The sequence below is a fragment of the Devosia geojensis genome (genome assembly GCF_000969415.1).
Classification (GTDB): Bacteria; Pseudomonadota; Alphaproteobacteria; order Rhizobiales; family Devosiaceae; genus Devosia; species Devosia geojensis.
The window spans coordinates 1-15,866 of the sequence record NZ_JZEX01000085.1; the positions used below are offsets into that span (position 1 = coordinate 1).

The following is a 15,866-nucleotide window of genomic DNA, read 5'->3' on the forward strand; positions in this document are numbered from 1 at the left end:
CGGCCTCCCTCCCCCTTGAGGGGAGGGATTGAGGGTGGGGGTGGTTGTGTGAGTCACCGATGGACCCCCACACCGAAGGGGAGCTACCCCTCCCGCGCCAGGTCGGCCAATAGCCCCGCCGCCACCGAGAGCCGTGAGACCGTCAGCGCCCCCTGCGTCAGGTCGGCGACAGCCGCCACCGCGCGCTCCACCGCCTGCGGCCGTGCCCCGCGCCATGTGGCGATGCGCTCGCTGACCGGGCCGGTTCCGGCCGAGAGGATATCCGCGGTCAGGTCGCGCTGGGCGCGGGTGAGGTTGGCGAGCGCCCGGTCGAGCGCCATGCGGTCGAATCGGTCGGCCAGCACGATGGCGCGGCCCTGGTCGGCGATCGGCCAGAGCTCGAAGAGCGCGAAGACGCCGAAGAAGGCGCGCGCGGCCGCTTCGGTCGTCGTGCCCATGCGCTCGGCCACCAGCACCACGTCGCTGGCATGGGCGAGCACCTGCAGCTCGGAAATGGTGCGCGCCAGCTCGGCCGGCACGCCGTCGGCGACGAACCGCGCGGCGGTGGCGGTCAGGTCCTCGGCGATGGTCTCGGGCAGCAGCTCCGGCAGCAGCCGGCGCAGTTCCATGACGCCCCGGGCGTGACGGGCGACGAGCCCGGCGATGTCCCCGCCCATTTGCGCATTGCGCAGGAACCACAGCGTCTCGCGCGAGAGCAGCGCGGCGACCTCGCCATAGAGCGCAAGCTGCGTGGCGCCCGGCACGCGATTGTCGAGCGCGTCGATCTCGACGTTGATCTGCGGCAGACCGTAGACATCGCGGGTCGCCGCATAGGCCAGCGCCACGTCGCCCGGGCTGGCGCTGCTCGCTGCCATCAGCTCGGAGACGAACCCCGGCCCGCCGCGGTTGATCATGGCGTTGGCGAGCACCGTCGCGATCACCTCGCGTTTGAGGCGATGGTCGGTGACGGCCTCGGGGAAGCGCGCATGCAGCTTTTCGGGGAAATAGCGGAAGAGCTCGCCGGCGAGATAGGGATCATCGATGGCCGGCGATTCCAGCAGGTCCGCATAGAGCGTGAGCTTGGCGTAGGCGAGGAGCACCGCCAGCTCCGGCCGGGCAAGGCCCCTGCCGGTAGCTGCCCGGTCGGCGATGGCGGCTTCGTCCGGCAGGAACTCGACCGTGCGGCTGAGGAGCCCGCGCTGCTCCAATCCGATCATCAGGTCGCGCTGCACCGGCAGGTCGGCGAGCCCCGCGCGCTCGGCGAGCGAAAGCGCCAGTGCCTGCAGATAGTTGTTGCGCAGGCACAGGGCCGCGACCTCGTCGGTCATTTCGGTGAGGAACGCGTTGCGCGCATCGCCCGAAAGCGTGCCGCCGGCCACCACCGGCCCCAGCGCGATCTTGATATTGACCTCGAGGTCCGAGGAATTGACGCCGGCCGAATTGTCGATGGCGTCGGTGTTGATGCGCCCGCCCGCGAGCGCGTATTCGATGCGCCCGCGCTGGGTGATGCCGAGATTTGCGCCTTCCCCGATGACCTTGGCGCGCACCTTCGTCGCATCGATGCGGATGGCGTCGTTCGCCCGGTCGCCGGCCTGCGCGTCGGTTTCGGCCGAGGCGCGGATGTAGGTGCCGATGCCGCCGAACCAGAGCAGGTCGACATCGGCGGCAAGGATCGCGCTCATCACCTCGGCGGGCGTGGCGCTGGCGCCGGTGAGCCCGAGCAGCTCACGGATTTCCGGCGAGAGCGGAATGGCCTTGAGGCTGCGGGGAAAGACTCCGCCGCCCTTAGAGATCAGCTCCTTGTCGTAGTCCTGCCAGGAGGAGCGGGGCAGGGCAAAGAGCCGGGCCCGCTCGGCAAAGCTCGCCTCGGCATCGGGCGAAGGATCGAGGAAGATGTCGCGGTGGTCGAATGCCGCGACCAGCCGGATCTGGCGCGAGAGCAGCATGCCGTTGCCGAAGACGTCGCCCGACATGTCGCCGACGCCGGCGACCGTGAACGGCTCTTCCTGGATGTTGCGGTCCATCTCGCGGAAGTGGCGCTTGACCGCCTCCCAGCCGCCGCGCGCGGTGATGCCCATCTTCTTGTGGTCGTAGCCCGCCGACCCGCCCGAGGCGAAAGCGTCGCCCAGCCAATAGCCGCGCGAGAGCGCGATGGTGTTGGCCGTGTCGGAGAAGGTCGCGGTACCCTTGTCGGCGGCGACGACGAGGTAGGGGTCGTCCCCGTCGCGCCGCACTACGGCCTCCGGCGGCACCACATCACCGGAGACGAGATTGTCGGTGAGGTCGAGAAGCGAACCGACAAAAATCTTATAGCTCTCAGTACCTTCCGCAAGCCATGCCTCTCGCGGCATTGTGAGCGACAGGCGCTTGGGCACGAACCCGCCCTTGGCGCCGACCGGCACGATGACCGCGTTCTTGACCTGCTGCGCCTTGACGAGCCCCAGCACTTCCGTGCGGAAATCCTCGGGCCGGTCCGACCAGCGCAGGCCTCCGCGCGCAATGGCGCCGAACCGCAGGTGGACGCCTTCGACCCGCGGCGAGTAGACGAAGATCTCCCGGAACGGGCGGGGCGCCGGCAGGTTGTCGACGGCCGCACAATCGAACTTGATGGCGAGGGCAGGGCGCCTTGCGCCGTCCGCACCGCGCTGGAAGAAGTTGGTGCGCACCGACGCTTCGACGAGATTATGGAAGCGGGCAAGGATCCGGTCCTCGTCGAGCGAGGTCGCCGCATCTCGCGCCGCCGCGATTGCCGCGCGCGCCGTCTCGGCGGCATCCTCACTGGCGTTCGCCGGGTCGTGCAGGGCCCGGAAAAGGTTCACCAGCGCTGCCGATGCCTGGTGCTGCGTCACCGCCACCTGCGCCAGGTAGCGCTGGGAATAGGAGATGCCCACCTGCCGCAGGTACCGCGAGAGGGCGCGCATCAGCGCCACCTCGTCCCAGGAAAGCCCGGCCCAGAGGGTCAGCGCATTGAGCCCGTCGCTCTCGGTCTCGCCATACCAGACGGCGGCGATCGCCGCCTCGATGCTCGCGCCCATCGTCTCGGGCGCGACCTCCAGCCCTTCCGGGGGGCCGAGCACCATGTCGTGGATGTAGCGCAGCACGCCGTCGCGCGGCGAAACCGTATAGGTGCGCTCGTCAACGACCTTGAAGCCGAAATGCTCGAGCATCGGCACGCGGTCGGAGAGGGGGATGGCGCTGCCGCGATGATAGAACTTGAGGCCGAGCTTGCCCTCGCCCCCCTCGCGCCGGCGCAGGCGTATGGCGATGCCGGTCTCGTCGGCGAGCGTTCCGAGGATCGCGATGTCGGCGAGCGCGTCGGCGACAGTGTTGCGGGACTCGTAACCGGGCGAGAACGCGTCGCGAAAATTGGTGATCTCGGCGGGCTCGGGCGCCGCCGCCGCGATGCGGTCGCCGAAGGAGCGGCTGAGGTCCTCGATGTTGGTTTCGAGCTCTGTGCGGCTGGGCCGCGGCGTCGGCCCGCCGGTGCGCCCGATGATGACGTGCAGCCGCACCAGGTCGCCTTCGGGGAAGTGCGGGTAGTAGGCCGAGACGCGCCCGTCGTAGCGCTCGGCAAGATAGGCCGTCACCCGCGCCCGCACGTCGGAATCGTAGCGGTCGCGCGGGATGTAGACGAGGATCGAGACGAAATTGTCGAACTGGTCGATGCGCGGCAGCACCCGCACGCGCGGCCTGTCGTAGAGCGCGGCGACCGCGTGGGCATATTCGGCGAGCTCGTCGACCGTGATCTGGAAGAGCTCGTCGCGCGGATAGGTGTCGAGGGCGGCCAGCAGCGCCCGGCTCGCATGCCCGTCCGGCTCGTAGCCGGAGCGGCGGATCACCTCCACCACCTTGCGGCGGATCAGCGGCACCTCCGTATGCGGGGTCGCCAGCGCCTGCGAGGTGAACAAACCGACGATCCGTAACTCGCCGGTTACGCTTCCGTCGGACCCATAGAGCTTGATACCGACATAGTCCATGTGCACCCGCCGGTGCACGCGGGCGCGCACGTTCGCCTTGGTCACCAGCAGCGGCTCGCGGTCGGCAAGGAACGCCAGGTGCTGCGGCGTCATTTCGACGAAATCGGGCCCCGAACGCAGGAACCGGACCGATGGATCGGCGAGGATGCCGAGGCCGCTTTGCGCCAACGGGACGAGCTCGGCCGCATCGCCTCGGCCTTCCAGCCGGTACTCGCGCAGCCCCAGGAACGTGAAGTTGTTCTCGGCGAGCCAGCCGAGGAAATAGACCGCCTCGTCCACCTGCGCTTTCGCCAGGCCGGCGCGGTTGGCCGCGAGGTTTACAGCCTCCTGGCCCAGCCGCTCGAGCATCGGCTGCCAGTCGTGCACCGCCCGCGCGACCTCGCCCATGGCCGTCTCGATCTCGGCGCGCAGGGTCTCGGTCTCGCCCAGTGGTTCGATCTCGATATGAAGGACGCTGATCGGCGCCCGGTCCGGCGCATGGCTGGCCGAAACGCCGCCGTTCGGCGCGAGGAACACCACCGGGTGCGCCAGCAGCCGCACCGAACCGCCGGCGGCGCGCACCGCCGCCAGCGCAGTGTCGACGATGAACGGCATGTCCGGCGAGACGATGTCGATGCTTGTCGGATCGCTGCCGGTGCCGGTGGCGATGTGCACCGTGCTTTTCTTGGGCGGCTCGGTGGGAATGAGGCCGAAAGCGGCATGCAGCCGCGCCTCCAGCGCCTCGGGAGTCGTTGCCGAAAGGTCGTCGCCGTCGGTCGCCTCGATCGCGGCGACGAGGAATTCGGCAAGCCCCGGCTCATCTGTCCTCAGCGCCTCGGCGCGTGTGAGGATGGCGGCGCGGGTGGATGCGACGGCTTCGTTCAAGATGACCTCCGTTTCGCGCGGCAGGCTAACCGCCCGCGCGGCATTTGTCCTCCCTACCTTCGGCCAAAACTCGCACGCCTGCCCGACTTTATCGTGACAGCATGGGAGACGCATTATGTCGGGGGCATCCCTATGCTTCCACCTCCACAGGGTCATTCCCGCGAAAGCAGGAACCTCTGTTTTCCCGCGCTCTAAACGGAGGTCCCGCTTTCGCGGGGATGACCCGCTGGGTGGGACAACATGGTGCCGAAGGGCAGGGAAAGAGGGAGCTTCTACTCCCCGATCACATCCAGCCGCATCTGGCGTGGCGTGATGCCGTAGGCATTGCGGAAGTGTTCGTAGAACTGGCTGAGCGAGGAAAAGCCCGACTGGAACGCGATGTTGGCGATCGAGAGGTTCCCTTCGAAGAGCAGCGAGCGGGCGCGGATCAGCCGCATGCGGGTGACGAACTTCTGCATCGAGATGTGCATCACCTTGGTGAAGAGGTTGAGCGCGTAGTTGGGATGGAGCCCGACCACCCCCGCCACATCCGTCGCCGTCAGCGGCTCGGAAAGGTTCTCGACGATATGGCGCACCATTGCCACCACGTAGCGCACCGGCGAGGCAGTGCGGGTGCGCGTGCCGTGATGCTCGATCCAGGGCGGCAGCAGCACGTCCCAGCCGGTCAGCGCCGCGCGGCGGAACATGGCGCCGATCTCGACCTTGACGATCTCGGTTCGCAGCGCATTGCCCGAGCGGTAGTCGGCATGCCAGCGGTCGAGGGTGTCGACGGCCAGCGCGTCGGGGTTGAGGCAGACGATGCCGCCGCCCATCATCGTCTCGGTCAGCCGCCCGAGCTGCGGCATGTGCAGGAAGGAGTCGAGCGGCAGGTAGACGTTGATCTGCCGGCCCGCGACCGTATCGGGGTCGAGACCCACCGTCTGGTGCGGAATGCCGGCCCAGAACGCCACCAGCCGGTTGCTCGGAATGCTCACCGGCCGCCCGTCGTAGATGTAGTGCATCGCCCCGCCGGTCAGCCAGTTGAGCTCGATGTGCCCATGGCTGTGCGCCGCCGGCATGAGCTGCGGCGTGTAGGAGCGGATGCCGAACCGCCCGAACGCGCGGCTCGAGGCATAGAACCGCCGGTCCGGCCTCGGCATCGGACGCGGCGCGGCGCCGTGGCCCTTGCGGGGTAGGGTGGGGGCGAGATCGTTCATGGGAGCACGTGGGCCGGTGCCGTACCCCCCTCCCATCCTCCCCCGCAAGGGGGGAGGTGCCGGGCCGGTGGGTCGGGCAGGATCGTGCCACGAGCACGATGCGGCACCTCCCCCCTTGCGGGGGAGGCTGGGAGGGGGGTGAATCCCGAGAATCCCGCCAAACCGGCTGACAACGGCTCGTGTTCCAACGCTCTCATCATGGCCCCTCGAATCTTTGGAACCCGGAAGAAGTCTTTAATTAATCGGATTGCGCCCCGCGTTGCAAGGCGTACGATTTTTATAGGCGGAGGGAATGCCGGGTGACGTCGCCCGGCAAATCGGCAGGCATTGCCGCTCCGCTGTTATGGGAGGAACCATGAGAAAGCACGCATTTGCCCTTGGCGGGGCAAGTCTCCTGCTTGGCGTGTCGGTGATCGCGGCGCACGCGCAGATCGAGACGACCACGCCCCCGGATCCGCCGGAATTCGCCGCCCAGAGCGAACCGGTGTTCGTTGGTGTGTCCGACATCCTCGAATACCGTGCGCTCGACAGCTACAACGAGCCCGAGTGGATCAAGACCAATTTCGTCGATACCGGCAAGCTGCCCCCCGTCGAGGAGCGCCTGCCGGCCGAACCGCTGGTCTACAAGACCAGCAACATGCCCGACGGCGTCGGCACCTACGGCGACGTGATGCGCCACGTCATCGGCGGCCGGCCCGAGGGCTGGAACTATATCGGCGGCCAGGCCCAGGGCTGGGGCGGCATCGACATCGGCCTCTCCGAATGCCTTACGCGCACCGGGCCGCTGTTCATGATCAACGCCGACGAGCTCGAGCCGCTGCCCAACCTCGCCAAGAGCTGGGAATGGTCCGAGGACGGGCACGAGCTGACCATGCACCTCATCGAAGGCGCCAAATGGTCCGACGGCGACCCCTTCGATACCGAAGACCTCATGTTCTATTGGGAGGATCACATCCTCGATCAGAACGTTTCGCCCCTCAACGGCGGTACGCCCGAAACCTTCGGCGTCGGCACCACCCTCGAGGCGATCGACGAATACACCGTCAAGTGGACGTTCCAGGAAGCGTTCCCGACCCAGTATCTCTACGCCATGGCCTACGGCACCTTCTGCCCGGGGCCGAGCCATATCCTCAAGCCCGAGCATCCCAAGTACAACCCGGACAACACCTACGAGGAGTACAAGAACGCCTTCCCGCCGGAATATCTCAACATTCCGGTCATGGGCGCGTGGGTGCCGGTCGAGTACCGGCCGGACGACATCATCGTCATGCGCCGCAATCCCTACTACTGGAAGGTCGACGAAGAGGGCAACCAGCTCCCCTATCTCGACGAGATGCACTATCGCCTCTCCACCTGGGCGGACCGCGACGTGCAGGCGGTGGCCGGCTCGGGCGACTTCTCCAACCTCGAGCAGGCCGAAAGCTACGTCGAGGCGCTGCGCCGCTCCGCCGAGGAGACCGCTCCCGCCCGTCTGCAGTTCGGCGCCCGCACCATCGGCTATGCGCTGCGCATGAACTTCTCCGGCAATGGCTGGGGCGAGCCCGACGAGCGCGAGCAGGCCATCCGTGAGCTCAACCGCACTCTCGAGTTCCGCCAGGCCATCAGCATGGCCGTCGACCGGCAGCGGCTCGGTGAATCGCTCGTGCGCGGACCGTTCACCGCCATCTATCCGGGCGGCCTCTATGCCGGCACGACCTATTACGACAAGGACTCGACGGTCTACTATCCGTTCAACCTCGAGCAGGCCAACGCCATGCTCGACGAGCTCGGCCTCGTCGACACCGACGGCAACGGCGTGCGCAACTTCCCCGAAGGCACCGCCGGCGGGCAGGACGTCGAGATCACGCTCCTCGCCAATACGGACTACGCGACCGACACCAACCTTGCCGAAGGCGTCATCGCCATGATGGAGCCGCTGGGCCTGCGCGTCATCGCCAACTTCCAGCAGGGCACGGCCCGTGACGACATGGCCCAGGCCGGCCAGTACGACTGGTCGGTGGAACGCCAGGGCGCCGAGATGGTCTCGGTGGTCCAGGGCACGTCGGGCCTCGCTCCGACCGGCCCGCGCACCCATCCGTTCCACCGGGCGGGCACCGACGGCACGCTCGACCTGCTGCCGTTCGAGGAGGAGCTCGTGCAGATCGTGCGGGACTTCATCGCAACCAGCGACAACGCCGAGCGCGCCGAGCTGATGAAGCAGTACCAGCAGGTGTTCACCGAGAACGTCTATTCGGTGGGCCTGACGCAGTACCCGGGCGCGCTCATCATCAACAAGCGCTTCAAGAACATCCCGGCCGGCGCCCCGATCTTCATGTTCAACTGGGCCGAGGACAACATCATCCGCGAGCGCGTCTTCGTGCCCACGGAAGACCAGCCCGGTCACGAACTCCACCCGCAGACCCTGCCGGACGTTCCCGGCGGTGGCGGGCCGATCTCGGGCTGACGTGACAACGCCGGACGGGGCGGCGCTCCGTCCGGCAACACCGGGGCTTCGTCCCGGCGTTGGGCACCTACCCCTTCTCCCCTTGTGGGAGAAGGTGGCCCGAAGGGCCGGATGAGGGGGCGGCAATGGTTCGTCCGCACAGACCTTGTGTCTGCTGCACCATCGCGGCCCCCTCACCCTGATTTTCCGCTGAACGCGGAAAATCTGTCCCTCTCCCACAAGGGGAGAGGGGAAGGTGCCACGGTCACAAATGCGCTTCCTCCCCTCATGGGGAGGGGAGCGATGGCCCGGTGCTCTGGCACGGATTGTGCCGCAGGCACGATGCAGCACCTTCCCCTTTGCGGGGGAGGATGGGAGGGGTACTCGCGAGAGGCCCTGCCGCTTCAAACGAAAGGCTGGTAATGTTCCGATTTATCGCCATGCGGATACTGGGTGCGATCCCGCTCCTGTTCCTTTTGAGCGTCGTCACCTTCGCCATCATCCAGGCGCCGCCGGGCGACTATGGCGATTACATCCGCTCGATGCTGATGAACCAGGGCGGCGTTCCCGCCGAGCAGGCCGAGATCCAGGCCGAGGCTTATCGCGAGGCCAACGGGCTCAACGATCCGCTGATCGTGCAGTATTTCCGCTGGATCACCGGCATCGTTACCCGCTTCGATTTCGGCCATTCGCTCTATTATAACAAACCCGTGGGGCAGGTGGTGACCGAACGCTTGCCGGCGACCATCATGCTGGCGCTGACCTGCCACATCCTGGCGTCGATCCTCGGCATCTCGCTCGGCATTATCGCGGCGACCCGCCAGTACAGCTGGGTCGACACGCTCCTCGGCGTCATCTCCTTCCTCGGCATGACTATCCCGCGGTTCCTCCTCGCCATCATCATCCTCTACATCCTCGTCTTCCGCTTGAACGTCTCGGAAGTCGGCATGTTCTTCTCGGCGCGATACGGAGGCGCGCCCTGGAGCTGGGACAAGTTCGTCAACCTCGTCCAGCACATCTGGCCGGTGGTGTTCATCGCGACCTTCGGGGGGCTCGCCTACAATATGCGCGTGATGCGCGCCAACCTCCTCGACGTGCTGAACTCGCAATACGTCGAGACGGCCCGGGCCAAGGGCCTGCCGGAAGGCGCGGTCATCATGAAGCATGCCGTGCCCAATGCGCTGCATCCGCTCATCGCCTATCAGGGCGTGGTGCTGCCCTATATGCTGACCGGCGAGATCGAGGTGGCCATCGTCTTCGGCCTTGCGACCGTCGGCCCCGCCATCGTCGGCTCCATGGGCGTCGGTGACGTCTTCGTCACCGCGACCTTCATGCTGGTGCTGGCCGCCACTCTCATCGTCGGCAACATCATCGCCGACATTCTGCTGGCTATCCTCGACCCGCGCATCCGGCTGGGAGGAAACGCCGAATGACCGATACCCGCACCCACCAGACCCCGCCCTTGCCGTCTGACGCCGGCATCAACGCCGCGCCCGGCCCGGTGGTCGCCGACAAGCCCGAGGCGGTGGTTTCCGCCCGGTTTGCCCAGGGTAACGAAGGCTACGCCACCCTCGTCTGGCGCCGTTTCAAGCGCTCCAGCATGGGCATGATCGGGCTGGTGCTCGTCGTATCGCTCTTCGTCGTCGCGGTCTTTGCCGATTTCTTCGCGCCCATGGACCCCAAGCGCGCCGAGCTGCCCTTCGCGCCGCCGGACATGATCTCGTTCCAGGATCCGCAGGGCAATTTCAGCCTCTTGCCCTATGTCTATCCCATCGGCGAGACGGGCGAGTTTGATCCCATCACCTTCCAGCCGCTGACCGGCCCGGTGATGGACGATCCGACGCCCACCGGCTTCTTCGTCGAAGGCTACCCCTACCGCATTTTCTGGGTGATCCCCTCCAACATCCACTTCTTCGGCACCACCGACGGGCGCCCGATCCATCTCCTCGGCACCGACAAGTTCGGGCGCGACATCCTCTCGCGCGGCATCGTCGGCTCGCGCATCTCGCTGATGATCGCGCTCGCCGTCGTGGCGCTCACCACCGTCATCGGCGCCCTCGTCGGCATCACCTCCGGCTATATCGGCGGCGCCTTTGACAGCTGGCTGCAGCGCTTCGTCGAGTTCGTCCTCGCCTTCCCGCAATTGCCGCTCTATCTGGCGCTGACGTCGCTGATACCGGTGACCGCCCCATCCAACGTCTTCATCGCCTTCGTCATCGGCGTCATGGCGGTGCTCGGCTGGGCCCAGCTCGCCCGCGAGGTGCGCTCCAAGACCCTCTCGCTCGCCCGCATCGAATATGTGCGCGCCGCCATCGCGGTGGGGTCGAGCGACATGCGCATCATCACCCGCCATATCTTGCCCAATGTCATGAGCCACGTCATCGTCGCTGTGACCCTCGCCATCCCCTCGGTGGTGCTCCTCGAGAGTTTCCTCGGGTTCTTGGGCTTTGCCGTGAAGCCGCCGCTCATCTCCTGGGGGTTGATGCTGCAGGATACCGGCACGTTCTCGGTCATCGGCTCCTATCCCTGGATCCTGACGCCGGTCATGTTCGTGCTGATCACCGTCTTTGCCTTCAACGCGCTGGGCGATGGCCTGCGCGATGCCGTCGATCCTTATTGAGTAGGGCGCACCATGACTGACACCAGCCAGAACCTCGCCCCCTCCGAACGACACGACCTCGGCCAGCACGGGCGCGAACTGATCCTCGATGCGCGCAACATCGCCGTCGACTTCAAGGTCGAGGGCGGCGTCGTCAACGCCGTGCGCGACGTCTCCTTCCAGCTCCACAAGGGCGAGACCATCGCCCTCGTCGGCGAGAGCGGCTCGGGCAAGTCCGTCACCGCCCGCACCGTGATGAAGCTCCTGACCAAGCGCGCGACGATCCTGCCGGGTACGAAGATCACCCTCAGCGGCAAGGATGTCGTCGCCATGAGCGACCGCGAGATGAGGAAGCTTAGGGGCAACGACGTCGCCATGATCTTCCAGGAGCCGATGTCCTCGCTCAATCCCGTCTACACCATCGGCCAGCAGATCTGCGAAATCCTCCATCTCCACAACCGCATGAGCCGCGCGGAGGCGATGGACCGCGCCCGCCAGCTCCTCGAGGAAGTGCACATTCCTGAGCCCGAGGCGCGCCTGCGCCAATACCCGCACCAGCTCTCGGGCGGCCAGCGCCAGCGCGTCATGATCGCCATGGCTCTCGCCAACCGTCCGGACGTCCTCATCGCCGACGAGCCGACGACCGCCCTCGACGTCACCGTCCAGGCGCAGATCCTCAACCTCATCAAGGAACTCAAGGACAAGTACGGCATGGCGGTGATCCTCATCACCCATGACCTGACGATCGTCCGCCAGTTCTCCGAATACGTCTATGTCATGCAGAACGGCGTGGTGCACGAGCACAATGAGACCGAGAAGCTCTTCGCCGACCCGCGGCACCCGTACACCAGGCATCTTCTCGCCTCCGAGCCCAAGGGCATCGCCAATCCGCTCTCGGGCGAGCAGGACACCGTGCTCGAAGGCAAGGACGTGAAGGTCGCCTTCACCTTGAAGCGCGGCGGCTTCTTCAAGCCCGATTTCTTCGAGCTCGTCGCCGTCGACAAATTGAGCCTTAACCTCAAGCGCCACGAGACGCTGGGGCTGGTGGGCGAGAGCGGTTCGGGCAAGACGACCTTCGGCCAGGCCCTCATCCGCCTCATCGGCAACCAAGGCGGCGAGATCTACTTCGACGGCGAGCCGATCCACGGCAAGGATCGCGGGCAGATGCGCCCCCTGCGCAGCCGCATGCAGATCGTCTTCCAGGATCCGTTCGCGAGCCTCAACCCGCGCATGTCCATCCGCCAGATCATCGAAGAAGGCCTGATCGTCAACGGGCTCGGCGCCAACTCGCGCGATCGGGTCGACCGCGTCCGCCAGGCCCTGCGCGATGCCGGCATGCCCGACACCATCCTCAACCGTTTCCCGCACGAGTTCTCGGGCGGCCAGCGCCAGCGCATCGCCATCGCCCGGGCCATCGCGCTCGAGCCCGAGTTCATCCTCTTGGATGAGCCGACCTCGGCGCTCGACCTTTCCGTCCAGGCCCAGATCATCGACCTTTTGCGCAAGCTTCAGGACGAGAAGGGCCTCTCCTACCTCTTCATCTCCCACGACCTCAAGGTCGTGCGCGCGCTCTGTCACCGCGTCATGGTCATGCAGTTCGGCAAGATCGTGGAAGAGGGGCCGGTCGCCGAGGTGCTGACCAACCCCAAGACAGACTACACGGCCCGGCTCGTCCGCGCCGCCTTCGATATTGCCGCCTAACCTTCGGAGCTTAATCCCAAATGGCAAACCCCAAGATCACGTTCATCGGCGCCGGCTCGACGGTGTTCATGAAGAACATCATCGGCGACGTGCTGCAGCGCCCGGCCCTCGCCGGCGCTACGATCGCCCTGATGGACATCAACCCGCAGCGCCTCGAGGAGAGCGCTGTCGTCGCCGGCAAGCTCGCCTCGACGCTGGGCGTGCCTGCCAAGGTCGAGACCTATACCGACCAGAAGAAGGCGCTGACCGGCGCCGATTTCGTCGTCGTCGCTTTCCAGATCGGCGGCTATGAGCCGGCGACCGTCACCGACTTCGAGGTCCCCAAGAAATACGGCCTGCGCCAGACCATCGCCGATACCCTCGGCGTCGGCGGCATCATGCGCGGCCTTCGCACCGTGCCGCACCTCTGGAAGATCTGCGAGGACATGCTCGAGGTCTGTCCCGAGGCGATCATGCTGCAGTACGTCAATCCCATGGCCATCAACACCTGGGCGATCGCCGAGAAGTACCCGACGATCAAGCAGGTCGGCCTCTGCCACTCGGTGCAGGGTACGGCAATGGAGCTCGCCCGCGACCTCGACATCCCATACGAGGAAATCCGCTACCGCGCCGCCGGCATCAACCACATGGCGTTCTACTTGAAGTTCGAGCACCGCCAGGCGGACGGCTCCTACCGCGACCTCTATCCCGATCTCGTTCGCGCCTACCGCGAGGGCCGCGCGCCCAAGCCCTCGACCTGGAACCCGCGCTGCCCCAACAAGGTGCGCTACGAGATGCTCACCCGCCTCGGCTACTTCGTCACCGAGAGCTCCGAGCACTTCGCCGAGTACACCCCGTATTTCATCAAGGAAGGCCGCGAGGACATCATCGAGAAGTTCGGCATCCCGCTCGATGAATACCCCAAGCGCTGCGTCGAGCAGATCGCCCGCTGGAAGAACCAGGCCGAGGAGTACAAGAAGGCCGACCGCATCGAGGTAAGCAAATCCAAGGAATACGCCTCCTCGATCATGAACTCGGTCTGGACCGGCGAGCCCTCGGTCATCTACGGGAACGTGCGCAACAACGGGGCCATCACCTCGCTGCCGGACAACTGCGCCGCCGAGGTGCCGTGCCTCGTCGACGCCTCGGGCATCCAGCCGACCTATATCGGCGACCTGCCCCCGCAGCTGACCGCCCTTATCCGCACCAACGTCAACGTGCAGGAGCTGACGGTCGCGGCCCTCGTGACGCAAAACCGCGAGCACATCTACCACGCCGCCATGATGGACCCGCATACCGCCGCCGAGCTCGATCTCGACCAGATCTGGAACCTCGTCGACGACCTCATCGAAGCCCACGGAACGTGGCTCCCCGAATGGACCCGCGGCTCCCGCAGGCAGCGCGTGGCCTGACCCCGTCCTTCCCGGACTGACGGCAAACAGCCCCGGCGCACGATGCGCCGGGGCTGTTTATTCTTCGACCAGCTTCATGATGATATCGCCTTTGGAGTTAATGTCGAAATCGACCTCACATCCCGGTTTGAAGCCAAATCGATCACGTATCGTCTTCGGAACTGTGATGCGTCCTCGGGTGGTCACGGTCGCTGTGCCCAAAATCTCAGTTTTTTCTTCCTTCTCTTCCATTTTCACCCCATCTCCCGCACGATCTTGAGGAACTCCGCGTGCCCGAGTGCCTGGTTGGCCGCGGCCCGGTATTCGCGCACCAGGCTGTCGACCGTCTCCTGTGCGAAGCGCCTCAGTTTCGGATCGCGCTCCATTTCGCGCCGCGCTACTTCGCGGTCCAGAAGCCCCAGCCCGTTGAGCACCGGATAGTAGAGCTGCGTCTCGATATGCGGCAGACCCTCGAGATAGTCCGGGAAATGCTCGCGCCGCGGCATTTCCTTGCGCCAGCGGGCGAGGCGTTCCTTCGTCTCCGGGTGGATGCGGTTGGCTCGCACCTCCCGCCAGAACGGCGTGTCGTCGCGCTCGGTCATGTAGTGGGTGTTGACGAACGTGCGGAAGTCGTCGACCTGCCGGCCGACGCGCCGGTTGTAGTCGGCCCGGTCTCCGTCCGTCATCTCGCCCGGCGCCTTGAGGAAGAGGCGGGCGAACAGCATCATCTGCACGATGGTGCCGTGGATGGAGGTCGATTCCAGCGGCTCGAGGAACGAGGAGCTTAGGCCTACCGCCAGGCAATTGTGCATCCACGGCGTTTCCAGCCGCCCGATGGAAAAGCGGATGTCGCTCCGCACCTCGATCTCGCGGCCGAGCACGCCCTCGATCTCGCGCTTGGCCTCCTCGGGCGTGCGGAACTCGTCGGAATAGACATAGCCGCAGCCGTAGCGCGTCTGCGTCGGGATCATCCACATCCAGCCCGCCTCCTGCGCCCAGGCGCGGGTATAGTTGGCGATCTCCTCGCCCTCCTCGATCGGCAGCCAGAAGGGCAGGGCGCGGTTGACCGGCAGTTCGTGCGCGTAGGAGATCCACGGCGCGTTGAGCTCCTTGACGATGATCTGCTTGCGGAACCCCGTCGCATCGACGAAGAAATCCGCCTTGAGCTTTTCCCCGGTGTCCAGCACCAGCGCCGAAATGTCTCCCGTTACCGGATCGCGTTCGATACCCGAGACCAGCGCGTCGACGATCTCGACGTCCTTCGACTTACTGGCGAAGAACCGCCCGACCAGCGCCTGGTCGAAATGGAAGGCGTGGTGGAACGGCCCCAGCGGGATCAGCGACCCGTCGGCCTTGCGCGCGTAGGGCGCCTTGTGCTGTTCCAGCAGCGGCTGGAAAAGGTGCATCTCCTGCACCGGCCGCCCCGCCGCGACGCTGTAGACGTTGAGATAGTCCGAAGGCGCCCCAGGCGGGCGCGCGACCACCTGGTGCGGATCGTCGATCGGTCCGTAATAGGTGTAGCCCTTGCGGCGCCAGTCCTGGTGACGGATGCCGAGCTTGAAGCTCGCCTCGGTCTTCCGGAAGAACTCGAACTCGTCGATGCCGAAATACTTGAGCAGCACCCGGAACGCGGCGGTGGTGGCTTCCCCGACGCCGACCGTCGGCACCTTCGAGGACTCGATGACGGTGAACTTCGCATCGAGCTTTTTCGCCCGCGCGCTATCCTGCAGGATGAACGCCGCGATCCACCCCGCCGTC

Annotated in this window: 9 protein-coding genes; 5 read left to right on the forward strand and 4 right to left on the reverse strand. The window is 66.1% G+C overall.

What is annotated here, in order from left to right; translation table 11 throughout:
• Positions 1 to 83 precede the first annotated feature (83 nt).
• Together VE25_RS07970 and VE25_RS07975 are read right to left on the reverse strand one after the other, a co-directional pair.
• Positions 84 to 4,820 (reverse strand): NAD-glutamate dehydrogenase, encoded by a 4,737-nt coding sequence (locus tag VE25_RS07970; protein WP_046108081.1) that lies wholly within the window; start codon positions 4,818 to 4,820, stop codon positions 84 to 86.
• A 272-nt stretch (positions 4,821 to 5,092) separates the two neighbouring features.
• A complete protein-coding gene (locus tag VE25_RS07975; protein WP_046108082.1) occupies positions 5,093 to 6,016 on the reverse strand; it encodes a helix-turn-helix domain-containing protein in 924 nt (307 codons plus the stop codon).
• A 355-nt stretch (positions 6,017 to 6,371) separates the two neighbouring features.
• Between VE25_RS07975 and VE25_RS07980 the strand changes: the two genes are divergently transcribed.
• From VE25_RS07980 to VE25_RS08000, 5 genes are all read left to right on the forward strand, one after another.
• The gene (locus VE25_RS07980) at positions 6,372 to 8,459 is read left to right on the forward strand and encodes an ABC transporter substrate-binding protein (RefSeq protein WP_046108083.1); all 2,088 of its coding nucleotides are present in this window, start codon (positions 6,372 to 6,374) and stop codon (positions 8,457 to 8,459) included.
• Positions 8,460 to 8,860: 401 nt separating this feature from the next.
• Positions 8,861 to 9,871 (forward strand): ABC transporter permease, encoded by a 1,011-nt coding sequence (locus VE25_RS07985; RefSeq protein ID WP_046108084.1) that lies wholly within the window; start codon positions 8,861 to 8,863, stop codon positions 9,869 to 9,871.
• The gene (locus tag VE25_RS07990) at positions 9,868 to 11,058 is read left to right on the forward strand and encodes an ABC transporter permease (protein ID WP_083988794.1); all 1,191 of its coding nucleotides are present in this window, start codon (positions 9,868 to 9,870) and stop codon (positions 11,056 to 11,058) included. The genes VE25_RS07985 and VE25_RS07990 overlap by 4 nt, the downstream gene beginning before the upstream one ends.
• A gap of 12 nt (positions 11,059 to 11,070) precedes the next feature.
• Positions 11,071 to 12,738, forward strand: a complete 1,668-nt coding sequence (locus tag VE25_RS07995; protein ID WP_046108085.1) for an ABC transporter ATP-binding protein — start codon at positions 11,071 to 11,073, stop codon at positions 12,736 to 12,738.
• Between the two features lie 20 nt (positions 12,739 to 12,758).
• Positions 12,759 to 14,129 (forward strand): alpha-glucosidase/alpha-galactosidase, encoded by a 1,371-nt coding sequence (locus VE25_RS08000; protein WP_046108086.1) that lies wholly within the window; start codon positions 12,759 to 12,761, stop codon positions 14,127 to 14,129.
• Positions 14,130 to 14,186: 57 nt separating this feature from the next.
• Here VE25_RS08000 and VE25_RS22275 read toward each other — a convergent pair whose 3' ends face one another.
• Together VE25_RS22275 and VE25_RS08005 are read right to left on the reverse strand one after the other, a co-directional pair.
• Complete coding sequence (locus tag VE25_RS22275; protein WP_083988795.1) at positions 14,187 to 14,360, reverse strand: AbrB/MazE/SpoVT family DNA-binding domain-containing protein; 174 nt, start codon at positions 14,358 to 14,360, stop codon at positions 14,187 to 14,189.
• 2 nt (positions 14,361 to 14,362) lie between these two features.
• Positions 14,363 to 15,866: tryptophan halogenase family protein (locus tag VE25_RS08005; RefSeq protein ID WP_046108087.1), on the reverse strand; the 1,504-nt coding region annotated here is incomplete at its 5' end.

What these genes read in the sequence shown, in the direction of transcription:
- VE25_RS07985 (WP_046108084.1), top strand. Translation starts at nt 8,861, where the DNA reads ATGTTCCGATTTATCGCCATGCGGATACTGGGTGCGATCCCGCTCCTG.
- VE25_RS07990 (WP_083988794.1), top strand. Translation starts at nt 9,868, where the DNA reads ATGACCGATACCCGCACCCACCAGACCCCGCCCTTGCCGTCTGACGCC.
- VE25_RS07975 (WP_046108082.1), bottom strand. Translation starts at nt 6,016, where the DNA reads ATGAACGATCTCGCCCCCACCCTACCCCGCAAGGGCCACGGCGCCGCG.
- VE25_RS08000 (WP_046108086.1), top strand. Translation starts at nt 12,759, where the DNA reads ATGGCAAACCCCAAGATCACGTTCATCGGCGCCGGCTCGACGGTGTTC.
- VE25_RS07980 (WP_046108083.1), top strand. Translation starts at nt 6,372, where the DNA reads ATGAGAAAGCACGCATTTGCCCTTGGCGGGGCAAGTCTCCTGCTTGGC.
- VE25_RS22275 (WP_083988795.1), bottom strand. Translation starts at nt 14,360, where the DNA reads ATGGAAGAGAAGGAAGAAAAAACTGAGATTTTGGGCACAGCGACCGTG.
- VE25_RS07995 (WP_046108085.1), top strand. Translation starts at nt 11,071, where the DNA reads ATGACTGACACCAGCCAGAACCTCGCCCCCTCCGAACGACACGACCTC.